The organism is Bifidobacterium vespertilionis (assembly GCF_008698145.1).
In the GTDB taxonomy this organism is placed as follows: domain Bacteria; phylum Actinomycetota; class Actinomycetes; order Actinomycetales; family Bifidobacteriaceae; genus Bifidobacterium; species Bifidobacterium vespertilionis.
This window is the reverse complement of record NZ_RZNZ01000004.1, coordinates 136,149-160,247: the sequence shown is the minus strand read 5'-3', so window position 1 is coordinate 160,247 and position 24,099 is coordinate 136,149. Positions and strand designations below refer to the sequence as shown.

Genomic DNA, 24,099 nt, shown 5'->3' with positions numbered 1-24,099 from the left:
CTTATGGCTGCGGGGCGGGCGGCCGTTATTCGTCTTGCTGGCCATCCGCCGGCATTTCCGCCAGAACACGTCAAGAAAGGGATGCGCAACGATGACATCCGTCGCTTTGCCCCGCAATGAATTCAAAGCCGCCCTCAAGGAAGGCAGGCAGCTCAAGGGCCTGTGGATCGCCATGGGATCGGCCACCTCCATCGAGATCGCCGCCGAGATCGGCTACGACTGGCTGCTGATCGACGGCGAGCATGGTCCGAACGACCTGACCACGATCCTCGACCAGCTGCGCGCGGTGCACGGCTATCCGACCACGCCGATCGTGCGTCCGCCGCACGCGGACCCGGTGCTGGTCAAGCAGGTGCTGGATCTGGGCGCGCAGACGCTGCTGCTGCCGATGATCAACAACCGCGAGGAGGCCGAGCTGATGGTCAAGGCCATCAACTACGCCCCCGAGGGCATCCGCGGCGTGGGCGGCGTGATCGCCCGCTCCGGCCGCTGGGGCCTGATCCCGAACTACATGCGCGACGCCAAGAACGAGCTGTGCCTCATCCTGCAGGTCGAGTCCCAGGAGGGTCTGGACAACATCGACGAGATCGCCTCCGTGGATGGCGTGGACGCCATCTTCATCGGCCCCGCCGATCTGTCCGCCTCGCTCGGCCATCCGGACGACGCGGGCGCGATCCAGGACCAGGTCCACTACGCCTTCGAACGCATCAAGGCGCACGGCAAGGCCATCGGCTCGCTCGCCTTCGACCCCGAAACCGCCAAGAAGTACTTCGAGTGGGGCGCGTCCTTCGTGGCCGTGGCCGGCGACACCGACGTGTATGTCCGCGGTCTCAAGGCCGAGCTCGCCAACTATCAGGATTGATTCCATGCGCGCGGATCCCCGCACCTGTTCGCAGGCGGGGATCCGCGCGCATGTTCCGTTGCCGGAATGCCCGCTGTCCAAAGGAACGCTACGATGAATGCCATGAACACAACGGCCCCCGTCATCCCCGGAACCCAGACCCTCATGAACGGCCTCGCCGTGCTGCAGGCCGTGGCCGACGGGGCCGCGACGCTGGCCGACGTGGTCGCCGCCACGGGCCTGACCCGTTCCACGGCGCATCGGCTCATCCAGGCGCTCCGGTCCGCCCGCTATCTGCGCGACACCTTCGAGGGCTCGCTGGCCCTTGGCCCGGCGCTGATCGAGCTCGGCTTCCAGGCGCGCGACCAGGTCTCCCTGCGGGCCGTGGCCCGTCCGGTCATGGTGGACCTCGCCGAGGAGGCCAAGGACACCATCCATCTGGCCGTGGAGGACAACGGCGAATGCCTGTATCTGGACAAGATCCACGGCAGCCGCAATGTGGAGATCCGCTCCTGGCCGGGCGTGCGCATGCCGCTGACCTACACCGGCATCGGCAAGGCCCTGCTGCTGGACAGCCCCGAGCGCTGGGAGTCCCAGTTCGAATCCGACCGCAGGCGCATGGAGCGCCAGCCCCAGCATGATTTCTCCTCCACGCGCGCGTTCGTCAACGCCATGCGCACCTATGCGGAGCAGGGCTTCGCCTACGATCTGGAGGAGAACGAGCCGGGCATCCGCTGCGTGGCCGCACCCATCCACGACGCGACCGGCGCGGTGGCCGGCGCGATCTCCGTGTCCGGCATGACCCAGGTCATGCCTCCCCGCCGCATGAAGAGCCTTGGCCCGGTGGTGCGCGCGGCCGCCGACCGCATCAGCGCCGAACTGGGCGCCAAGCCTGCCCGCTGAGCCGTCGGCTTGGCGAAGGGGCCCGCTTCGGCCCCGTAATGCGTCCGCGTGCGCAACCGATGGAAACCGCCGCCGTTTCCCGTGACTCCCACGCTAAGGTGAATTCACGGAGTGAAAGGACGGGACATGGACCTTGCTTTGCAAACCGGAGCGCTGCTGCTCGCCATCGTCATGGGATACGCCGGCAAGAGGGCCGGCTTCTTCGGCGCCAAGGACTACAGGCTCCTGCAGACCCTGATCTTCAACGTGACGTTGCCGTGCGCCGTCATCTTATCCTTTGCGAAGAACGATCATGACCTGCGGATGTTCTGGGTGATCCTTCTGGGCTTCGTCTCCACGCTCATTCCGCTGCTGGTCATCTACGCGGCCACACGCCGTGCGCCCAAGGCGTCCCGCGGCTTCCAGATGCTCGCGGGCACCACGTTCAACATCGGCAGCTTCGCCCTGCCCGTCATCACCACCTTTCTGGGCGCGGGGGCCGGCGTGCCGGTGGTGATGTTCGACATCGGCAACGCCATGATGTGCGCGGCCGGCTCGCTGGTGCTCACCAACCTGCTGCTGCACCTCGACCCGAACTGGGATGATATGACCGCAGCCCAGCGGGGCCGCGTGATCGCCCGCAACTTCTACTCGTCGGTCCCGTTCGACATGTACATCGTCATGATCGTGCTGCTGCTGGCCGGCATCGCCATCCCCGGGCCGGTGGTCACGCTGGTCACCCCGTTCGCCAATGCCAACACCTTCCTGTCCATGATCATGGTGGGCATGATGATGGAGATCCCGCATGACCGGTCGGACGTGCTCGACATGGCCAAGGTGCAGGTCTGGCGACTCGCGGTGGCCGTGTGCGTCGCGCTGGCGGCCTGGTACCTGCTGCCGCTCGCCCCTCAGATCCGCATGATCGTGGCGATCACCGCGTTCGCGCCCATCTCGATCTTCTCCACCAAGTTCGTCGACCAGACGCTGGACCGTGGCCAGCTGGCCGGGTTCAGCCTCACCGTGAATGCGGTGATCTCGCTGTTGATCATGGCGGGTCTGTGCGCCTGGCTGCCCGCACTGCTGTAGCGGGGCGGTTCGCCGCGCGCCGGCTTCGACACGCCGTGCGCGCGGCCCAGCTCGGCCATTGTGATCGCTCACAATGATGTGATCTGCGTCACTTTTCCTCAAAAATATGCAACTGACGGCAACGGTGGTAGCATGTTAGTTATTCAACTGACATGTCAGTTCCCTGGTTGACATACCAGCTGACGGGATGCGCAAAGTTGCGCGTTCCAAGGAGCAACCGGCAGTGATGCCGGCAAGAATCGGAAAGGGAAGTACTCCAATGGTCGAGATCATCATCGGCGTGATCCTGATCCTGTCGTTCGTAGGCATGATCTGGTACTGCGTCAAAGGCCACAACCTCATGGTTGGATTCTTCGTCATCGCCACCCTGTGGATGGTGCTTGCCATGATCGGCAACGCCATAACGCCCAACCCGAAGATGGATGGGCAGAACTGGCTTGAGGTCTTCGGTTATGTGTTCCAGACGGGACCCGAAGGCTACGCGAAGTCCATCCTCGTCAACATCTTCTTCGGCGCGTTCTTCGGCCGTGTCCTCATGGACACCGGCATCGCGGCCACCCTCATCCGCAAGGTCGTGGAGCTCGGCGGCGATCGTCCGCGCATCACCATGGCCCTGCTGTGCATCGTCACCATGCTCATCTTCACGTCCATGACGGGCATCGGCCCGGTCATCTCCATCGCCGTGATCGTCCTGCCCATCCTTCAGGCCCTGGGCATCCCGTCCGGCGTGGCGCTGTTCTCCTTCATGGGCTCGATCATGGCCGGCATCTGCGCCAACGTCACCAACTTCAAGCAGTACCAGGGCATCATGGGCGGCATCGACGCCCGCTACCTCAACGATTACGACTACACCCAGTACTTCCCGTTCGCCTGCATCATGGCCGGCGTGGCGCTGGTGACCGTGCTCATCGTCTCCAACCTGTCCCTGCGCGGCAAGAAGTCCACCCGCTCCTGGGCCGCCCAGGCCCCGGCCGCCTCCAAGGAGAACGCCCCCTGGTACTCCTGGATCTCCGTGATCCTGCCCGTGATCATCATCGTTCTGATCAAGGTCAAGGAGGTTGATCCGGAAACCGGCAAGGAAGCCACCACTACCTTCCCGGTCATCCTCGCCTTCATCCTCGCGGCCCTGTACGCCCTGCTGACCACCGGCAACCTGTTCAAGGGCGGCTTCACCGAGGTATGCCGTCGTCTGGCCAAGGAGTTCGCGGACGGCTCCGTGGATGTGGCCCCGATGATCGGCTTCCTCCTGACGCTGTCCATGTTCAACAACGCGGCCGTGTACGCGGCCCCGTACTTCGAGGCCATCGTGGGCGGCGCCATCCCGCACAACGCCCTGCTGATCTCCGTGATCTTCGCGGTCGCCGTCCCGCTCGGCTTCTTCCGCGGCCCGACCAACCTGGTCGGCTCCGGCACCGCCGTCGCGGCCCTGGTGCTCTCCGTGTTCGAGTGGCCGGTCGCCTTCATGTACCCGATCCTGGCGACGGCGACGATCGTCCCGCAGCACCTCGACATCACCCAGTCCTGGGTCGCCTGGGGCCTTGGCTACTCGAAGGTCAGCTCCCGCGAGTACATGAAGATGTCCATCCCCACCGGCTGGATCGCCGGCGCGATCCTGATGTTCATCGCCTACTTCATGTACGGCGGTCTGGTCACGGCCTGATCCCGATCCCGGCCTGATCCGATCGGCCGGCCATATGGGCTCCCCCGTCCCGGCATGATGGCGGGGGAGCCCCTCACTGCACACCAAACCACAAGACTTACGAAGAGGTAAATCCATGTCCCGAGCTGTACGAATGGGCATCGACGTCGGCGGCACCCACACCAAGGCCGTCGCGATCGACAACGCCACCCATGAGATCATCGGCAAATCCAGCGTCAAGACCACGCACGACGACCCCCGCGGCGTTGCGGCCGGCGTCGTCAAAAGCTTCCAGAACTGCCTGCGCGAGCACAACATCTCCCCGGACGACGTGATCTTCGTCGCCCACTCCACCACCCAGGCCACCAACGCCCTGATCGAGGGCGATGTGGCCAAGGTGGGCGTCCTCGGCATGGCCAAGGGCGGCTTCGAGGCCTTCCTCGCCAAGCGCCAGACCAAGCTGAGCGACATCGAGGTGGCCGAGGGCAAGAAGATCCAGATCTTCAACGCCTTCCTGACCACCAAGCACCTCAACAAGGCCGCCGTGGAGGGCGCGATCGACGAGCTGATCCGCCAGGGCGCGCAGGTGATCGTCGCCTCCATGGCCTTCGGCGTGGACGACGCCGGCCCTGAGCAGCTGGTCTACGAGGTCTGCCAGGAGAAGAACGTCCCGGTCACCATGGCCTCGGACATCACCAAGCTGTACGGCCTCACCCGCCGCACCCGCACCGCCGCCATCAACGCCTCCATCCTGCCCAAGATGCTCAACACCGCCAACTCCACCGAGCAGTCGGTGCGCGAGTCCGGCGTCAACGTGCCGCTCATGATCATGCGCGGCGACGGCGGCGTCATGGAGATCAACGAGATGAAGAAGCGCCCGGTGCTCACCATGCTCTCCGGCCCGGCCGCGTCCGTGATGGGCTCGCTCATGTACCTGCGCGCCTCCAACGGCGTGTACTTCGAGGTGGGCGGCACCACCACGAACATCGGCGTGATCAAGAACGGACGCCCGGCCATCGACTACTCGATCGTGGGCAAGTACCCCACGTTCATCTCCTCGCTGGACGTACGCGTCCTGGGCTGCGCGGGCGGTTCGATGGTCCGCGCCAACAAGGAGGGCGTGATCGACGTGGGCCCGCGCTCCGCGCACATCGCCGGCCTTGAGTACGCGGTCTTCTACCCGAAGGAGGAGATCAAGGGCGCCACGGTGGAGTTCTTCTCCCCGAAGCCCGGGGATCCGGCCGACTACGTGGCCGTCAAGCTCGCCAGCGGCAAGCGCATCACGATCACCAACACCTGCGCGGCCAACGTGCTGGGACTGGTCAAGCCCGAGTACTTCTCCTACGGCGACGCCGAGGCGGCCAAGCTGGCCATGAAGGCGCTGGCCGACTACTGCGGCACCACCGTGGAGGACATCGCCAAGCAGATCATGGAGCGCTCCTACGCCAAGATCGAGCCGGTGATCCTGGACCTGGCCGAAAAGTACAAGCTCGAGAAGGACCAGATCTCCCTGGTGGGCGTGGGCGGCGGCGCGGCCTCTCTGATCGTCTACTTCGCGGACAAGATGGGCGTCAAGTACTCCATCCCGGACAACGCGGAGGTCATCTCCTCGATCGGCGTGGCCCTGGCCATGGTCCGCGACGTGGTGGAGCGCATCATCCCCAACCCCACGCAGGACGACGTGCGCGCCATCAAGAACGAGGCCATCGACAAGGCCGTGGAATCCGGCGCCACGCCGGACAGCGTGGAGGTCCACATCGAGATCGACCCGCAGACCTCCAAGGTCACGGCCATCGCCACCGGCTCCACCGAGGTGAAGACGGCCGGCGACCACCTCAAGGAGTTCACGGTCGAGGAGGCCCAGGAGGCCGCGGCCGAGGACATGCGCCTGACGGACAAGTCCAAGGCCCTGCTGCTCGAGCAGTCCGACCACTTCTACGTGTTCGGCACCAACCGGGACGTCACCTCCGCGGCGGCCGGGCCGGTGCGCATCGTGGACAAGAAGGGCTTCATCAAGGTGCAGCGCGCCCGCGCCCTGGCCTTGAAGACCACCGCGGCCAACTTCGAGGAGGCCGTGGCCAAGCTGTGGGACGAGATGGCCGTCTACCAGTCCGAGGTCATCATCCGCCCGGACTACTATCTGTGCATCGGACCGCGCGTGATGGATTTCTCCAACCCCGATTTCGAGCAGATCATGCTGCTCATGAACATCGAGGTCTCCACGCTCGACCCGGACACGGAGATCCTGCTCGTCGCCGGCAACATCCGCCAGGACGGCTTCGAGTAAACCGCGGGCCTTCGGGGCCTTCGGATCTTCGGGCCTTCGGGCCTGTGTGGTCCGCGGGCCCCGGAATCCGGGAGTCCAAACAATATTAAGGAGCGCATCATGGGAATCCTCAGATCCGACGGCACCGCCCGCCAGTTCGCCAACGATGACGAGCGAGACAAGGCCTTCGACGGCACCGTCGGGGACGAGGAGATCCGCGACGCCCTGCACGGGGCGATCGACCGCTTCTTCGACAGGCTGGGCGGCAAAAGCAAAAAGGACGGCGCCGCCGCGTCGCTCGACGGTTCGGCCGCGGGCGACGGGACGGCAGCCGGTCCGATCGGGCTTGTGGACATGATGCGCAGGCTCGCCACGGTGTCCGACCGCGCGTGGGGCCGCTACATCCTGTCCAGCGACATGCTGCGCGACAAGATCGATCCCGACGAGGGCGATCGCATGATCGAACAGGCCACGGCTTGCGGACGCGAATGGGCCGATCGCGTCTACCGCGAGTGGGGCACCAACCATCCCAGCGAGATCGCCGGCAAGCTGGGCATCGCGATCGGGGACAACCCGTCGCCCATGTCCGGCCGTCGCGCCCTGTTCGCCCAATATCTGCCGGATGCGGGCGGCGATCGCATCGAGGTGCTGGTCGATCCGCTCAACCGGTACGATCAGCTGCGGGGGCGGCTGATCGCCGAGGCCGCGGCGGATCCGCAGGCCTCCGCAAGCCCGCAGGCTGCCGTGATCACACAGACCGGTGAAGCCGCGGCGGATCCGCGGGCCGCCGAGGGCGGGACCGACTCCGATCTGGCGCTGATCCTGCCCACCGCCGGCCGCGTGCGCACGCTGCTGGTGGGCCACGAACTGTTCCACGCCATCGAGGACCGCAACGAGGCGTCCATCTACACGCGCACGGCCACCATCAGCCTGTGGAAGGTGTTCGGCAGGGAGAACCGCTCCACCGTGCGCGGCCTTGGCGAGATCGGCGCCGGCGCGTTCTCCCGCGCGCTCGTGGGCGCCGCGTTCTGCCCGTTCGCGCTGGATGTGCTGCTCATGTGGTCGTACAGTCCGGACAACGCGCGGGCGTTGTATCGTCAAATCATCACATTCGACGTCTAAGATATCTGACGTCAACGCCGGAGGGGGTTGTGCCGGCGGATGTCGCGAACGCGTCTGCGCCGATTCGCGACGGAGAGGGGGATCCCATGGACGCCAAATTGAGCGATCGGCTGTACGATCGGATCAAACAGGACATACTGTTCCTCAAGCTCGAACCCGGCGAGGCCGTGAGCATGCAGAAGCTGTCGGACATCTACGGCGGCTCCCGGACGCCCGTGCGTGAGGCCGTGGTGCGCCTTGAACAGGAGGGGCTGCTGATCGTGCATCCGCAGTCCAAAACCGAGGTGAGTCCCATCTCCGTGTCCCGCGTGGAGCAGGAGCGCTTCGTGCGCACATCGTTGGAGACCGCCTGCATCGACGATTTCATCCGGCTGTGCAACCAGCTCACCTTCGACACCATGGACCACATCAACGCCATCCAGGAGCGCTGTCTGATGCGCGAGGACTTCAAGGCGTTCCTGGAGGCGGACAACCGCTTCCATCACATGATCTTCGCCACCGCCGGCCGTGAGCTCGCCTACGATCTGTCCATGGCCAACTGCGCGCACGACCTGCGCATGCGCTATCTGGGCATCGCCATGGGCGGGCAGGGCCCGTTCATCATCACCGAGCACCGCGCGATCACCTCCGCCGCCCAGCGTCGCGACGCCGGCCGCATGACCGTGCTGCTGCGCGATCATCTGGGCAACTGGGCCCGCTCGTTGGACAAGCTGCGCGCCGTCTGCCCGGACGGGTACTTCGTGGACTGAGTCTGCGGGGGGGGGCTGAGCCCTCGGGCCCGTCGGGCGGGCCGCCCGATGTTCGGCCGCGGGCCACCCAACCACGGAATGACCGGTTTTTCCCGGAATCGGCTTCATTTCAACGCCGCCCCGGAAAATCCGGGCCTTCCGTGGTCGGCCCCAGTGGTCGGCCCCGGTCCATGGAAGGTCCCACGGAAGGCCTCGCGGAACCCTGCGGTCGCTCTCCCATGCCCTCTTATGTAAAGACAGTATGCTTATGTGGTTCCATGATTCGTCAAACCATTGAATCCCTGTAAAAGCGAGAAACCTGGAACGTTAAAAATGGCGGAATTATAGAGGACACGCATTAATTGTTAGGGAAGTTGACAGTTATTGCCGAAATCTGTAGAGTATCAATCACTCGCCGCAAAGCAGCGGTGATTCCCATCTCGAGGAGGAGTAGGACAATGATTAGGAATCGACTGATTACAGGCCTCGCCGCCGTGGCCGCCCTGGGCATGGGCCTGGCGGGATGCGGCACCGAGGGCACTTCAAACAACACCGCATCCAATACCGCCACCAGCAGCAATGAAGTCGTCAACATCACGTACATGCACCGTCTGCCGGACAAGGCCGGCATGACTCTGGTCAATGACATCGTGGCCGAATGGAACAAGGCCAATCCGAACATCCAGGTCACCGCCACCAAGTTCGATGGCAAGGCCTCGGAGATGATCAAGAAGCTCGAGACCGACGTGAAGGCCGGCACCGCCCCGGATCTGGCCCAGGTGGGCTACGCCGAGCTGCCCGAGGTCTTCACCAAGGGCCTGCTGCAGGACGTCTCCGCCGAGGCGTCGAAGTACCAGAGCCACTTCGCGGCCGGCCCGTACTCGCTCATGCAGGTGGACGGCAAGACCTTCGGCCTGCCGCAGGACACCGGCCCGCTGGTCTACTTCTACAACAAGGCCGAGTTCGAGAAGCTGGGCATCACCGTGCCCAAGACCCAGTCCGAGCTCATCGAAACCGCCAAGAAGGCCGCGGCCGCCGGCAAGTACATCATGTCCTACCAGCCCGATGAGGCCGGCAATATGATCTCCGGCCTGGCAGGCGCATCCGGCGGCTGGTACACCGTCAAGGACAACGCCTGGGTCGTCAACACCGAAACCGCCGGCTCCAAGGCCGTGGCGGACGTCTACCAGCAGCTCATCGACGCCAAGGCCGTCACCACCAACCCGCGTTGGGACACCTCCTTCGACGCCACGCTGCAGGACGGCTCCCTGATCGGCACCGTCGCGGCCGCATGGGAGGCCCCGCTCTTCCTTGACTCCTCCGGCGGCACCGGCGCCGGCCAGTGGCAGGTCACCCAGCTCGGCGACTGGTTCGGCAACTCCGGCAAGACCAGTCCCGACGGCGGCTCCGGCGTGGCCGTGCTCCAGACCTCCAAGCATCCGGCCGAGGCCATGAAGTTCCTCGACTGGTTCAACACCCAGGTCGAAGGCCTCGTCTCCCAGGGCCTCGTGGTGGCCGCCACCACCGAGGACGCCAAGACCCCCAAGGATTGGGCCGACTTCTTCGGTGGCCAGGACATCATGGCCGAGTTCAAGACCGCGAACGGCAACATGGGCGACTTCACCTACATGCCCGGCTTCTCCGCCGTCGCCGCCGCGATGAACACCACCGCCGCTAAGGCTGCGGACGGATCCGGCAAGGTGTCCGACATCTTCTCCGAGGCGCAGAAGACCTCGGTGGAGACGCTGAAGAACCTCAACCTCTCCGTCGCGCAGTGATCGGGATCTGACCGGTCTCGCATCGCCAAGCCAATGAAGGGCCGGGGTCGTGCACTCCCGGCCCTTCATGTTGTTCGCGGCGCAAAGTCGTTCCTCTCGCCGTTTCAGGCGGCGTCGCCATTTCCAGTTGTATCGCCTTCCTTGGGAAAGACAGGTTCATCATGACTGCAACCACATCGTCATCCAAGCCGAAGCGGTCGCTCGCAGCGAAGCGGGAGAATCGCATAGGCTGGGCGTTCATGGCTCCCTTCGCCATCCTGTTCGCCTTCGTGTTCATTCTGCCCATCGGCTGGGCCGTCTACTCCAGCTTCTTCCGCCAGATCGCCGAGGGGGGCGGCGCGTACGGCGGCGGCAAGCTCGTCAACAAGTTCGTCGGCCTGCAGAACTTCCAGTACGCCATCACCTCCGCAGACTTCTGGACCGGCGTGGGCCACGTGCTCGTCTACACGGTCATCCAGGTGCCGGTGATGATCATCGCCGCCCTGGCGCTGGCCATGGTCGTCGACTCGTTCGTCGTCAAGCACGTCACCGGCTTCCGCCTGGGCTACTTCCTGCCCTACGCCATCCCCGGCGTGGTCGCCTCGATCATCTGGGTGTACCTGTACAACGGCCAGATCTCGCCGATCGTCAAGGGCCTCGCCGCGATCGGCATCAACGTCGACTTCTTCGCGGACAACGTGGTGCTGCTGTCCATGGCCAACATCACCACATGGACGTTCACCGGCTACAACATGCTGATCTTCCTGGCCGCCCTCCAGGCCATCCCGCACGATCTGTACGAGGCCGCGCGCATCGACGGCGCCAACGGTTGGCAGATCGCCATGAAGATCAAGCTGCCCAACGTGCGCGGCGCCGCGCTTCTCGCCATGCTGCTGTCCATTGTGGGCACGATCCAGCTGTTCAACGAGCCGCAGATCATGGCCACCGCCGATCCGGGCATCTCCAAGTCGTACACGCCCATGATGATGGCCCTGAACACCTCTCAGGGCACCCTCACCCCGTCCGGCGACGGCCCCGCGTCCGCGATCGCGATCGTGATGGCCCTGATCGCCGGCGTGCTGGCCATGCTGTACACCCTGGCCGAAAGGAAGGTGAACGAGTGATGTCCTCCGCAACCGTCAACGAACGAGAGCGCCGCAGGGCCGAACGCAGGCTGGAAAAGCAGCGGGCGGCGGCCGAGCACGATCTGCCCCGTTCCATGCGGCCATCCGCCGCCGTGAAGGTCATCACCGTCGTGGTGCTGGTGGTCGCGCTCTTCTACTTCCTGTTCCCCATCTACTGGGCGATCATCGCCTCCACGAAGTCGCCCTCGCAGATGGTGGGCACGAACGGCATGTGGTTCGCCGTGGGGCTGGGCGATCTGCCGAACGCGATCGCGTCGAACTACGCCACCCTGCTCGGCTGGACGCGCGGTAACTTCTGGCGCTGGGTCCTCAATTCGCTGATCTACTCCGGCGTCTCCGCCGCGATCGGTACGATCGCCGCCGTGATGGCCGGATATGCGACCGCCAAGTTCAACTTCCGCGGCAAGAACGCGGCGATTGGCGTGATCATGGCCTGCATGCTCATGCCCGCGGCCCTGCTCACCATCCCGCAGTACTCGATCTTCCACTCCCTGCATCTGACCAACACGATGCTGTCGATCATCATCCCGTGCTGCGTCTCCCCGTTCGGCTTCTTCCTGGGCCGCGTATACGCGCAGTCCTCGGTGCCGGACGAGCTGCTGGAGGCGGCCCGCATCGACGGGGCGAGCGAGGCGAGGATCTTCTTCACGATCGTGCTGCGGCTGCTGGCCCCCGCGATGGTGACGATCTTCCTGTTCCTGTTCGTCGCCACGTGGAACAACTTCCTGCTGCCGCTCATGATGGTCTCCTCCGACACCCTCAAGCCGGTCACGCTGGGCCTGTACGGCATGGTCTCCCTGGCCACGTTCACCGATCGCGGCGCCCTGATGATGGGCGCCCTGCTCGGCGTCCTCCCCGTGATCGTGCTCTTCCTAGGCCTCCAGCGCTTCTGGCAGTCCGGTCTGGCGGCCGGAGCGGTAAAGGGCTGACGCGGTCAGCCGGCAGTCCGGTGGACTGCCGGCCGCGTCAGCCTGAGCCGCCGCCAAGGGCGCGAAGGTCGGATTGAGCCCCGCCCGTCAGGGTGGGTCCGTTATTGCAGGGGCCGAAGGCGAGCCGATCACCGGCAATCCGGTGGTGGCCTGCCAGCCCCTAATCGCAGCCCCGTCGTCGGGCCGCCAACCCACCGCCCTGCCATCCGCGAACCCAAAATCATCTTCCCCCCGTATTCCCCATCCATCCATCCATCGAACAAGGACGTTTTCATGGCACATACAACCGGTTGTTTCACGTTGCCCAGCGAGTCGAATTTCGCGGAGAAGACCGCGGAGCTGGCCGAGCTGTGGGGTGCGGACGCGATCCGCAACTCGGACGGCACGCATCTGGACGATGCGGTGCGCGCGCTGGGCAAGCGGATCTACAGCGCGTATTTCCCCACGCGCGCGCATAACGAGTGGATCACCCTGCACATGACGCAGACCCCTCAGGTCTATCTGCTCACGGACCGCTTGTTGGCCGAGTCGGACGGTGACGGATCGTGCGCTGTCACTATCCCGCTGATGGAGTCGTTCTTCGAGGAGCAGCTGGCCCCGAATTGGGACGCCGATCCGAAGCGCTACTGGGAGGTCGTGGACCGGACCACGGGCGGGGTGGTCGATCCGGCCCTGTGGGACGCGGACCGCGAATCGTGCTCGGTGACGGTGACCGGTGCGACGCCGATGCACGAGTACACGGTCTCGTTCCTGGCGTACATCATCTGGGATCCGGTGGAGATGTACAACCACCTGACCAATGACTGGGGCGACAAGGAGCACGAGATTCCGTTCGACATCTACCATCCCGCCACCCGAGATTTCGTGTTCCGCACGTTCGAGCAGTGGCTCAAGGACAACCCGGACACGGATGTGGTGCGGTTCACCACGTTCTTCTACCAGTTCACGCTGCTGTTCGACCAAAGGCGCCGGGAGAAGATCGTCGACTGGTTCGGCTGCTCGTGCACGGTGTGCCCCGAGGCCCTGGACGATTTCGAGCGCGAGTACGGCTACCGTCTGCGCCCGGAGGACTTCGTGGATGAAGGCTGCTACAACTCGGCGTGGCGCGTGCCGGGCAGGGCGCAGCGCGATTGGATCGACTTCCTGTCCGGGTTCGTGCGCGCGAACGTCAAGCGCCTGGCGTCCATGGCCCACGAGTCGGGCAAGGAGGCGATGATGTTCCTGGGCGACCAGTGGATCGGCACCGAACCGTACAAGGACGGGTTCGCGGATCTGGGTCTGGACGCGGTGGTCGGGTCGATCGGCGACGGAACCACCACGCGCATGATCGCGGACATCCCGGGCGTGCGCTATACCGAGGGCCGGTTCCTGCCGTACTTCTTCCCGGACACGTTCTACGAGGGCAACGATCCGAGCGTGGAGGGGCTGGATAATTGGCGCAAGGCCCGCCGCGCGATCCTCAGGAGCCCGATCGACCGCATGGGCTACGGCGGGTACCTGTCGCTTGCGGCGAAGTTCCCGAAGTTCGTGGACACCGTGACGCGCATCGCGGACGAATTCCGCGACATCCGCGAGCGGACCGGGGGCGAGCCCGCCGAGGGCATGCTCAACGTGGCGATCCTCAACTGCTGGGGCGGGATGCGATCGTGGATGGCGTTCACGGTGGCGCATGCGCTGCCGAACAAGCAGACCGCGTCCTACTACGGCGTGCTCGAGGCGCTCTCCGGCATGCGCGTCAACGTGCGCTTCATCAGCTTCGACGACGTGCTGGGCCGTGGTGTTGATCCGGATGTGGACGTGGTGATCACGGGCGGCCCGGCGGACACGTCGTGGTCCGGCGGTGACGTGTGGCGCGATCCCCGTCTGGTCGAGACGCTGCGCGCGTGGGTGCGGTCGGGCGGGGCGCTGGTGGGCGTGGGCGAGCCGAGCGCGGCCGTGCGCTTCCAGGGCGGTCGGTTCCTGCAGCTGGCCGACGTGTTCGGCGTGGACGAGGAGCGCTTCCAGACCCTGTCGGTGGACAAGTACTTCCCGCCGGTCACGCCGGATCACTTCATCACGGCGGACGTGCCCGTGGATCCGTCCGCGCGCGAGGCGTGGGAGCGGGCCGGCTATCGGGCCCCGCTGTCCGGGTGCGGCGGCGGCCAGGGCATCGCGCCGCTGGGCGGGATCGATTTCGGCGAGCCGATTTTGAACACGTTCCCGGTCAATGAGGATGTGACGCTGCTGCGGGCCGATGGCGGCCAGGTGCAGCTCGCGGTGAACGGGTACGGCCTGGGCCGTGGCGTGTACGTGTCCGGTCTGCCGTATTCGGCGGCGAACGCGCGTCTGCTGGAGCGCATGCTGTTCTGGGCGGCGGGCGCTGAGGATCGGTACGCGGCGTACAGCTCCTCGAACCCGGAGTGCGAGGTCGCGCACTGGCCGGACGCGGGCCTGTACTGCGTGGTGAACAACACGGATCGCGCGCAGTCCACCGACGTGACCCTGCCCGGCGGTGCCGTGGAGCATTTCGATCTGGAGCCCAGCGGCATCGCCTGGCGCTGAGCGCGGCGGATCGGTCTTCTCCGTCATCCTGAGCGGAGCGGATCGGTCTTCTCCGTCATCCTGAGCGGAGCGGATCGGTCTTCTCCGTCATCCTGAGCGGAGCGCAGCGAAGTCGAAGGATCCGTAACCTCGTCCCTCAAACTTCGCTCGGGAGAACGAAGTCCGGTGTGAAATCCCCCGCAGGACGGCAAGTCGGCGGACTTTCGGGCGGATTTCGCAAGGCCGGCCGATCGTCGTGCTGCTGCAGTCTTCCCCGTGTCCGAAGTCGCCGCCAATTTCGCAATGGGCGGCGACTTCGGACACGGGGGAGGTGCTCTGTGTCTCAAGTTGCATCCGTTCCGGGATTCGGTGGCGTTTTCGGACACGGGGGAGGTGCTCTGTGTCTCAAGTTGCATCCATTCCGGGATTCGGTGGCGTTTTCGGACGCGGGAGCGGTCTTCTGTGTCTCAAGTTGCATCCATTCCGGGATTCGGTAGCAGTTTCGGACGCGGAAGGGCCCCCCTGTGTCTCAAGTCGCCCCCAATTTCGCAATGGGTGGCGTTTTCGGACGCAAGGGAGAGCTGCTGTGCCCGAAGTCGCACCCATCAATCGCGCAACACGCGCCTCGCGCCCGCATTAATGCATATATACTTAACAAATAGAGAAAGCACTACAGCATAAATAGCAGAAAGGGGATTCCCATGGCAGACATCGACGTCACGCTTGCCTCCGTGGCCTCGCGGTTCCAGCTCGAAGGCACGGTTGAAACCATCGAACCGTACGGCGACGGGCACATTAATGTCACCTATCTTGTCGTAACCAGCCAACGGCGCTACATCCTGCAGAAGATGAACACCGCCATCTTCCCGGACACGGCGAACCTGATGCGCAACATCGAACTCGTCACCGCCTTCCTGCGCGAACAGGGGCAGGAGACGCTGGACATCGTGCCCACCGCCACGGGCGCATCGTACCTGCAGGACGATTCCGGCGCCTGGCGCGTATACCGGTTCATCGAGGACACGATCTCCTACAACCTCGTGCCGGACGCCGACGTCTTCCGTGATGCGGGCGCGGCCTTCGGATCCTTCCAGAACCGCCTGGCCGGCTTCGACGCCTCCCAGCTCACCGAAACCATCGCGCGCTTCCACGACACCCCCAACCGCTTCAACGCCTTCAAGGCGGCCCTCGCCGCGGACACGCAGAGCCGCGCCGCCACCTGCCGGCCGGAGATCGACTTCTATCTGGAGCACGCCGACGTGTACCCCACCATCGTGATCGGACTCGGGAACGGCTCCATCCCGCTGCGTGTCACCCACAACGACACGAAGCTCAACAACATCCTCATGGACGCCGGGACGCACAAGGCCCGCGCGATCATCGACCTCGACACCGTGATGCCCGGGTCCATGCTCTACGACTTCGGCGACTCGATCCGCTTCGGCGCTTCCACCGCCCTTGAGGACGAGCCCGATCTGAGCAAGGTCCACTTCAGCACCGATCTGTTCCGCGCCTACACCGAGGGCTTCGTGGGCGAGTTGCGCCACAGCATCACCAATCGCGAGGCCGAGCTCCTGCCGCTCGGCGCGCGCATGATGACCCTCGAATGCGGCATGCGGTTCCTCACGGACTACCTGTCCGGCGACACCTACTTCGCCACCAAGTACCCCGAGCACAACCTGGTCCGCTGCCGCACGCAGATCCAGCTCGTGCGCGAGATGGAACAGAAGGCCGCCGAAACCAATGCGATCGTGGACGCCGTGATGTCCGCGCCCGCGCAGGAGGTCCGCTGATGGCATCGCCCATGGAGCATCCGGCGCCGGAAACCACCGTCTACGAAGCGATCGATGCGCTGGTCGACTACGCCGGCCGGCATCTCGATCTGGATCCCCGCAACGCCGATTGGATCCGCAACCGCATCTTCGCGCTGTTCGGGCTGTCCTCCTACCGTCCCACCGGCGCTACCGCCGGTGAAGACGCTCAGGATGCGCCGGCCCCCGACGCCCTGTTGGCCCGTCTGCGCGATGCGCTCGAATCCGCGGGCCTGTCCGACCATGACGACTGGCCGGCCGTGGAGGACGAGGTGATGGGCATCCTCACCGCGGATCCCGCGCGGATTGCCGACGCCTTCGCCGAAGTGGAGGGCGCGTACGACGGCATGGCCGCCATGCGATGGCTCTACGACCATTGCGTGTCCAACACCTACGTCAAGAAGTCGCAGCTCGACCGCAACCCGCGCTTCGAATCGCACGGGATCGTGGTCACCATCAACCGCGTCAAGCCGGAATTCCGGAACATGAAGAAGGCCGCCGCCGGCAACGCCGTGGCCGGGGGATACCCGCAGTGCACCATCTGCCACGAGAACGAGGGCTTCGCGGGCCGCAACAAGCGCACGCTTCGGACCGTGCCGGTCACGCTGGGCGGCGAGGACTGGTTCTGGCAGTTCTCGCCCTACGGCTACTTCAGCCAACATGGCATCTGCGTGAACCGCGAGCACACGCCCATGCATGTGGACCGGGACACGTTCGTCCATCTGCTCGACTTCGTGGACCGGTTCCCCGGCTACTTCCTCGGCTGCAACGCGGCCCTTCCGCGCATCGGCGGCTCGGTGCTCGCACACGACCACTACCAGGGCGGCGGCGAGATCCTGCCCATGCTCAAGGCACCCGCTTGGGCCACGCTGCATCTGGATGCGCACCCGGACGCCGTGGTGGAGATCCTCAACTGGCCCGGAACCGCCGTGCGCGTGGTCTCCCCGTCGCGCGGGACGATCGTGGAGGTGTCCGATCTGATCCGCCGCGCGTGGATCGACTACAACAACCCCGATCTGGATATCGTCAGCCACGACGCCAACGGCAACCGTCAGTCGGCCCTCTCTCCCAGCGCGATCCGCACCGACCGCGGCTACGAGATGAACCTGATCTTCCGCAACAACGCGGTCAGCGACGCATTCCCGGAGGGCGTGTTCCACGCGCACCCCGAATTCTGGCCCATCAAGCAGGAGCCTATCGGCCTGATCGAGGCGCAGGGCCTGTTCATCCTGCCCGGACGTCTGGTGGACCAGCTCGGGCGGGTGGAGGACTCGATCGCCGAAGACAGGCCGTTGCCGGACGACATGGCCGAATTCCGGATGATCCGCGACGAGATCGCCGCCATCCTGTCCGCCAACGCAGCAGCCGGCCCGGATGGCGCATATGGCCGCGAGGCGATCCGCGCCGCCGTGCGCGACGAGCTCGGATCGGTATGCGAGCGCATCCTTGGCAACACCGCCGTCTTCAAGAACAAGGCGCTCACTCTGGGATTTCTGGAATCCCTGGGTTTCATGCAGCACGCGGGAGGCGTCGCCGGATCGATCGCGGCGGATGATTCGGGGACGGAACGATCATGAATGCACAAACAACGTATGCCGGCCCGTGGCGGGTCGGCGTGGACATCGGCGGTACCAAGATCGAGGCTGCCCTGGTCTCACCGGCGGGCGAGATCGTGGCGAGCGAGCGCGTGCCGGCGAGGCCCGGCAATGAGGCGGTGCTGGACGACGTGACCGCTCTGGTCCGCTCGGTGGCCGGGCATCTTGGCGATCCGAAATCCTCCATCGCCGCCGTGGGCGTGGGCACGCCGGGCCAGGTCGATTCGGCCACCGGGCACATTGCCCACGTGGTCAATCTCGGCATCGAGGAGTTGGAGCTCGGCGCGCTCGCCGGCGAACGGCTCGGCGTGCCGGTCCACGTGGAGAACGATGTCAACGCGGCGGCCGTGGGAGCGGCCCGCGCGCTGTGCGGCAACGACACGTCCGGCACGATCGTGTGCCTCAACTTCGGCACCGGGCTGGCGGCCGGGGTGGTGACCGAAGGCCGTGTGGTCCACGGATTCAGCGGTGCGGCGGGGGAGATCGGCCACGTGCCGGTGGATCCCAACCGCTTCCCCTGCCCGTGCGGCCAGCGCGGTTGCCTGGAGACCGTGTGTTCGGGCGCCTCCGTGGCCCGGCTGTGGCCCCGGACGATCGATGGCCGGCCGCCCATGCCCGATCTGATCGACCGCGCCCGCGCCGGCGAGTTCGCGGCCCAGCGGGTGCTTGCGATGGTGATGCATGCGATCGCCGACGCCCTGCAGATGATCGGTCAGGCCTACGATCCGCGGCTGATCGTCCTCGGAGGCGGCATGGCCAAAACCGGCGATCCGTTCGTGCAGGTCATCCGCGAGGAGCTGCACGAACGCGAGGCCGACTGTCCCTTCCTTGCTGGGCTGAAGCTGGGGGAGCGGCTGCGGCTGGCCCCCGTCGACATCAACCTAGGCGCCCTCGGCGCGGCCCTGTGCGCGTGAGGGATGAAATGCCTCGTGTCGCGTAAGGCGCGCGGCCCCGTAAAGCCTCAGCCCAGATCCAGATGATCCCTGATCACCGCGATCGCGCCGCCCCGCAGCGTGATGTCCGCGCCGCATTGGCAGCGGCGGATCGTGGTGCGGGCGTGGAACTTCGAGGTGGTCAGACGGTCGAGTTGGCGCTGGGCGGCGTCGAGGAACGTGGTGTTGATCACGTCCGGCGGCCCGTACACGCACACGTCGGCGATGTCCAGCAGTCCGATCGGCACGGCCAGTGCGGCGGCGAACCGGGCGCCCGCCGCGCGGATGATCTCCGGCGACTCGCCGCGGTCCGCCCCGGCCAGTCGCTCGCGGATCGCGTGTGCGGAGATCAGCATCTCCATGCACCCCCGCTTGCCGCACGGGCAGAGCGGTCCATCCACCGGATCGATCGAGATGTGGCCGATTTCGCCGCCCGCATGTCCCTCGCCGGTCACCGGCACGTCGTCGATCAGCGTGGCCGCGCCGATGCCACGATCGTTCTTGACGAACAGCAGATTCGATCCCGCCTCGCCGAAGAAGCGTTCGGTGAGCATGGAGTTCGTCACGTCGTTGCCGATCGTGACGGGCAGGCCGAACCGCCGCTGCAGAATGCCCTTGATGTCCACGTCATGCCATCCGAGGAACGTGGATTCGCGGATCACGCCGTCCTGGATCACGCCCGGCGCGGAGACGCCGATGCCAAGGATCCGGTCCGTGTCCAGTCCCTCCCGCAGCTGATCCACGAGCTGCACGATCGCGTCGATGTCCACATGCGCGTCCGGTCCGAGCGCGATCTCCATGCGGTCCTGCGGCAGACCGAGCAGATCGGCCACCGCTCCCTGCACCAGCTGCTCCTGCGACAGGTCGACGGTGATGATCCGCAGCCGCGTGGTGTCCACGCTCAGCAGCGTGCCGCGCTTGCCCTTGCCGGTGGCGTTCGTCTCGTAGCCGTTTTCGCGGATCAGGCCCTCATCGAGCATGTCGTTGACCACGTCGGACACGGCCACGCGGGACAGTCCGGTGCGCCGGCCCAGTTCCGCCCGGGACAGTTGGCTGGAGGGGAACAGCAGGCTGAAGATCAGCGCGCGATTGTTGCGGCGCACGTCCGACGGGTTCGCCTTCGCCGTTCTGCCGGGGGTGTGCAGGGGAGCCGACATGAGCCCCCTCCTTTCATGTGCCGCTGGTTGCGGATTGTCCGTTTCGTGTCCGTCGCGTATCCGCCGTTCGAATATAGACCTCACCGTTGAAGTCGGAAGATACGTTCTTTTCATTATATCCGTATAGATTCGTTGCGACTCGCTGAAAGGTTTGGAAATTGGCTGTTTTCTATTTATGTAAGTATTATTAACAATTGAAGGTGGCGGCATGGCCGCTACTCAGGAATTGCCAGTGGCAGGAAGGATGTGGGTCATGGCGGAGATCATCATTGTCAGGAATCAGGAGGAGGCGGGCGAGCTGTATGCGCGCTGCGTCGCCGATCTCATCAAGGCCAAGCCGGATGCGGTGCTGGGATTGGCCACCGGCTCCAGCCCGCTGGCGGCGTACCGGGCGCTGGCGTCCATCGTGCGCGATGAGTCGATCGACGTGTCCCGCGTGCGCGGCTTCGCGCTGGACGAGTACATCGGTCTGCCGCTGGCCCACCCCGAGTCGTACCACGCGACCATCCACCGCACGGTGGTCGGGCCGCTGGGCCTTGACCCGGACAAGGTCCACGTGCCCGGTGACGTGCTGGACGGCGCGCCATTGTCCGACGGGGAGCGGGTCGCCGCGGCCGGCCCGGCCTATGATGCGGCGATCGAGGCGGCGGGCGGCATCGATGTGCAGATCCTGGGCATTGGCACGGATGGGCATGTGGGCTTCAACGAGCCCGGCTCGTCGCTGGCCTCCGGCACGCGCGTCAAGACGCTGACCGAGCAGACCCGCATCGACAACGCCCGCTTCTTCGACGATGACATCAATCAGGTGCCCACGCACTGCATCACGCAGGGCATCGGCACGATCATGAAGGCGCGGCACTTGGTGCTGCTGGCGTTCGGCGCGGGCAAGGCGGAGGCCGTGGCGGAGACCGTGGAGGGTGGCATCAGCGCGTACTGCCCGGCGTCGGCGCTGCAGCTGCACCCGCACGCCACGATCATCGTGGACGGGGAGGCCGCCTCCAAGCTGCGCAACAAGGACTATTACCGCTACGCGTTCGCGCACAAGCCCGCCTGGCAGGGCATCTGAACGCCGAACCGTTCCCTCTCTGTCATCCTGAGCACTGAGCCGTGAGCCTCCCGCCTTGTCATCCTGAGCGGAGCGTAGCGAAGTCGAAGGATCCTTAATCTGTGCGCACTAAGGGATGCCACGATTGATGCGCAATGGCCAAGGATCCTTCGACTCCGCCCTACCGGGCTCCGCTCAGGATGACGGGTACCTACGGTGTCCGGCTGCGTCAGACCATCGCCGCCCTACCGGGCTCCGCTCAGGATGACAAGACCTCAACCCGCGTACACTGCAGATGTCGGACGCAAAGGAGTGACATGACCGAATCGCGTGAAACCATCGTCAACCGCGTGACCGCCGCGCTGGAGGGGAAGCCCTCGGCCTTCGCGATCCGCAATGCCCGCCGAATCGATGCGCGGGGCATCCGGGAGCATACCTGGGTCGTCGCAAGCCCCAGTGGCGTGATCGCCGCCACCGGCACTTCCGACGCCGACTTCGAGTCCGCCGCCCGGTCCGCCGACATCGACCCCACTGCCGTTGACGGCGACGTCCGCGCGATCGACGCCGCCGGCCGCCTGCTCACGCCGGGCTTTGTGGACATCCATTCCCATGGCGCATGGGAGAGCAGCTTCGACGACGGTCCCGAAGGCATCGCCGTGGCGCGCGCGGGCCATGTCATCCACGGCACCACCCGCCAAGTGCTTTCACTGATCACCAACCCGATCGACGTGATCCGCGAAAACCTCGGTTATGTGCGCGCGGCCATGGATCGCCGGCCGGACGTGCTCGGCGCCCATCTGGAGGGCCCGTTCCTCGCCCTTGCGCGCAAGGGGGCGCATGATCCGATCTGCCTGAAGGATCCGGTTCCCGAACTGGTCGATGCGCTGCTGGAGGCTGCCGACGGCTGCATCCGCCAGATCACCATCGCCCCCGAACTGCCGCATGGGCTCGACGCGATCCGCCGGTTCGCCGCCGCCGGTGTGGTTCCGGCCGTGGGCCACTGCGATGCCGATTACGATCAGGCGCGCGCGGGCTTCGACGCCGGTGCGGGCATCCTGACCCATATGTTCAACGCGATGAACGGCCTGCATCATCGCGAGCCCGGCCCGATCCCCGCCGCCGTGGAGGATCCTCGTGTCACGATCGAGCTGATCAACGATGGCTTCCACGTCCAGAACCCCATGGTCCGGCTCGGCTTCGGTCTCGCCCCGCATCGCATCGCCTTCGTGACCGATTCCATGGCCGCAACCGGCTGCCCGGATGGCGCCTACAAGCTGGGCGCGCTCGACGTCAACGTGGTCGACGGCCATGCACGGCTCGTTTCCAACGGGGCGATCGCCGGGTCCACCCTGCTGCTGGAGGTGGCCGTGCGCCGCGCGGTGCTGGAGCTCGGCATCGATCCGTCCGCCGCCGTGGAGGCCGCCACGCTCACCCCGGCCCGCGCGTTCGGCTTCGATCGTCCCAATCCGGTCACCGGCGCCCCGATCGGTCTGGTGGCCCCCGGTTATGCGGCCGATCTGCTGCTCCTTGATTCGTCCGACTGGTCCGTCGAATCCGTCTGGTGCGCCGGCCGTCGCGTCAGGTAGACCGTCGCATCCGGTAGGCGTCGTGGGGTGCGGATGCTTTCTCATAGGTCCCAAATAATGGGATGCGGTTCCAAAATCACTATACTGGGTAAGCGTATGGGCAAGCCGTCCAGTCGGCGGCCCGCCACCAACGGACAAAGCAGTCGAGAGGCAGGAATCAGCACATGACCGCGAACAAGTACAACTTCGAAGGCAAGGTCGTCATCGTCACCGGCGGCGGCACCGGCATCGGACGCGCCATCACCCAGGGCTTCCTGGACAACGGTGCCACCGTCGTGGCCGTCGGACAGCGCCTCGCCCCGCTGGAGGAGACCATCGAGGGCTACGGCAAGGGCTACGCCCACCAGACCGACGTCTCCAAGCACGAGCAGGTCGCCGAGCTGGTCAAGTGGACCGCCGACACCTTCGGCCACATCGACGTCGTCGTCTCCAACGCCGGCATCTTCGAAGGCGGCGAGATCGAGCACGTGTCCGACGACGTCTGGCACAAGCTCTTCTCCGTCAACGTCGACGGTCTCTTCTACCTCACCAAGGAAGCCCTCCCGTACCTCAAGGAATCCAAGGGCAACATCGTCGTCGACACCTCCGTCTCCGGCCTCTTCGGCGACTGGGGCCAGACCGCCTACAACTCCACCAAGCACGCCATGAACGGCTTCGTCCGCTGCGTCGCCCTCGACTACGGCCAGTACGGCGTTCGCGTCAACGCCTTCGCCCCCGCCTTCATCGAAACCGACATCAACAAGGAAGTCTGGACCGACCCCGAGCGCCTCAAGCCCTACATCGAGCGCGTCGCCCTCGGCCGCACCGGCAAGCCCGAGGATTGCGCCGACCTTGCCCTCTTCCTCGCCTCCGACGGTGCCAAGTACCTCACCGGCCTCGTCGTCCCCGTCGACGGCGGCACCACCGCGGCCACGGGGCAGGGGAGGAATAATTACGAAAACGACACTCGTTCCGTCCTGTGATCGCCGCGATGGAGCGTCTTCGTCGTTGCGGAAGGTTCGACGTACCTTCGTACGCCTTCACCTTCCGCGCCTAGAAGCCGCACGCATCGCGGCGAT

Annotated in this window: 18 protein-coding genes; 17 read left to right on the top strand and 1 reads right to left on the bottom strand. The window is 65.6% G+C overall.

The window, feature by feature from the left end; all coding sequences use genetic code 11:
• Nucleotides 1-91 precede the first annotated feature (91 nt).
• From EMO90_RS04420 to EMO90_RS04355, 14 genes are all read left to right on the top strand, one after another.
• On the top strand, nucleotides 92-862 hold the full coding sequence (locus EMO90_RS04420) for an HpcH/HpaI aldolase family protein (RefSeq protein ID WP_150353421.1): 771 nt from the start codon (nucleotides 92-94) through the stop codon (nucleotides 860-862).
• A 102-nt stretch (nucleotides 863-964) separates the two neighbouring features.
• Nucleotides 965-1,744 (top strand): IclR family transcriptional regulator, encoded by a 780-nt coding sequence (locus EMO90_RS04415; protein ID WP_150353420.1) that lies wholly within the window; start codon nucleotides 965-967, stop codon nucleotides 1,742-1,744.
• A gap of 126 nt (nucleotides 1,745-1,870) precedes the next feature.
• Nucleotides 1,871-2,809 carry an AEC family transporter gene (locus tag EMO90_RS04410; RefSeq protein ID WP_150353419.1) on the top strand — a complete coding sequence of 313 codons (939 nt, stop codon included), beginning with the start codon at nucleotides 1,871-1,873 and terminating at the stop codon, nucleotides 2,807-2,809.
• A 259-nt stretch (nucleotides 2,810-3,068) separates the two neighbouring features.
• Nucleotides 3,069-4,469 carry a citrate transporter gene (locus tag EMO90_RS04405; RefSeq protein ID WP_150353418.1) on the top strand — a complete coding sequence of 467 codons (1,401 nt, stop codon included), beginning with the start codon at nucleotides 3,069-3,071 and terminating at the stop codon, nucleotides 4,467-4,469.
• 115 nt (nucleotides 4,470-4,584) lie between these two features.
• Nucleotides 4,585-6,735 (top strand): hydantoinase/oxoprolinase family protein, encoded by a 2,151-nt coding sequence (locus tag EMO90_RS04400; protein ID WP_150353417.1) that lies wholly within the window; start codon nucleotides 4,585-4,587, stop codon nucleotides 6,733-6,735.
• 99 nt (nucleotides 6,736-6,834) lie between these two features.
• Nucleotides 6,835-7,836 carry a hypothetical protein gene (locus EMO90_RS04395; RefSeq protein WP_150353416.1) on the top strand — a complete coding sequence of 334 codons (1,002 nt, stop codon included), beginning with the start codon at nucleotides 6,835-6,837 and terminating at the stop codon, nucleotides 7,834-7,836.
• A gap of 86 nt (nucleotides 7,837-7,922) precedes the next feature.
• On the top strand, nucleotides 7,923-8,585 hold the full coding sequence (locus EMO90_RS04390; protein ID WP_150353415.1) for a GntR family transcriptional regulator: 663 nt from the start codon (nucleotides 7,923-7,925) through the stop codon (nucleotides 8,583-8,585).
• A 437-nt stretch (nucleotides 8,586-9,022) separates the two neighbouring features.
• Nucleotides 9,023-10,342: an ABC transporter substrate-binding protein gene (locus EMO90_RS04385; protein WP_150353414.1), complete on the top strand. Its 1,320-nt coding sequence runs from the start codon at nucleotides 9,023-9,025 to the stop codon at nucleotides 10,340-10,342.
• Nucleotides 10,343-10,503: 161 nt separating this feature from the next.
• The gene (locus tag EMO90_RS04380; RefSeq protein ID WP_150353413.1) at nucleotides 10,504-11,445 is read left to right on the top strand and encodes a carbohydrate ABC transporter permease; all 942 of its coding nucleotides are present in this window, start codon (nucleotides 10,504-10,506) and stop codon (nucleotides 11,443-11,445) included.
• Nucleotides 11,445-12,395 carry a carbohydrate ABC transporter permease gene (locus EMO90_RS04375; RefSeq protein WP_150353412.1) on the top strand — a complete coding sequence of 317 codons (951 nt, stop codon included), beginning with the start codon at nucleotides 11,445-11,447 and terminating at the stop codon, nucleotides 12,393-12,395. The genes EMO90_RS04380 and EMO90_RS04375 overlap by 1 nt, the downstream gene beginning before the upstream one ends.
• Nucleotides 12,396-12,668: 273 nt before the next feature.
• Entirely contained in the window at nucleotides 12,669-14,936 is a 2,268-nt protein-coding gene (gene gnpA / locus EMO90_RS04370; RefSeq protein WP_150353411.1) for a 1,3-beta-galactosyl-N-acetylhexosamine phosphorylase, read from the top strand.
• Between the two features lie 680 nt (nucleotides 14,937-15,616).
• Nucleotides 15,617-16,708, top strand: a complete 1,092-nt coding sequence (locus EMO90_RS04365; protein WP_150353410.1) for a phosphotransferase enzyme family protein — start codon at nucleotides 15,617-15,619, stop codon at nucleotides 16,706-16,708.
• Entirely contained in the window at nucleotides 16,708-18,303 is a 1,596-nt protein-coding gene (locus EMO90_RS04360; RefSeq protein WP_150353409.1) for a galactose-1-phosphate uridylyltransferase, read from the top strand. The genes EMO90_RS04365 and EMO90_RS04360 overlap by 1 nt, the downstream gene beginning before the upstream one ends.
• Nucleotides 18,300-19,235, top strand: a complete 936-nt coding sequence (locus EMO90_RS04355; protein ID WP_150353408.1) for an ROK family protein — start codon at nucleotides 18,300-18,302, stop codon at nucleotides 19,233-19,235. The genes EMO90_RS04360 and EMO90_RS04355 overlap by 4 nt, the downstream gene beginning before the upstream one ends.
• A gap of 47 nt (nucleotides 19,236-19,282) precedes the next feature.
• Here EMO90_RS04355 and EMO90_RS04350 read toward each other — a convergent pair whose 3' ends face one another.
• Entirely contained in the window at nucleotides 19,283-20,410 is a 1,128-nt protein-coding gene (locus tag EMO90_RS04350; RefSeq protein ID WP_150353407.1) for an ROK family transcriptional regulator, read from the bottom strand.
• 253 nt (nucleotides 20,411-20,663) lie between these two features.
• On the opposite strand from EMO90_RS04350, the gene nagB reads away from it, so the two are divergent.
• From nagB to EMO90_RS04335, 3 genes are all read left to right on the top strand, one after another.
• On the top strand, nucleotides 20,664-21,476 hold the full coding sequence (gene nagB / locus EMO90_RS04345) for a glucosamine-6-phosphate deaminase (protein WP_150353406.1): 813 nt from the start codon (nucleotides 20,664-20,666) through the stop codon (nucleotides 21,474-21,476).
• Nucleotides 21,477-21,772: 296 nt separating this feature from the next.
• Entirely contained in the window at nucleotides 21,773-23,041 is a 1,269-nt protein-coding gene (locus EMO90_RS04340) for an N-acetylglucosamine-6-phosphate deacetylase (protein ID WP_150353405.1), read from the top strand.
• Nucleotides 23,042-23,205: 164 nt separating this feature from the next.
• Nucleotides 23,206-24,003: an SDR family NAD(P)-dependent oxidoreductase gene (locus EMO90_RS04335; RefSeq protein ID WP_150353404.1), complete on the top strand. Its 798-nt coding sequence runs from the start codon at nucleotides 23,206-23,208 to the stop codon at nucleotides 24,001-24,003.
• Nucleotides 24,004-24,099: the final 96 nt, after the last annotated feature.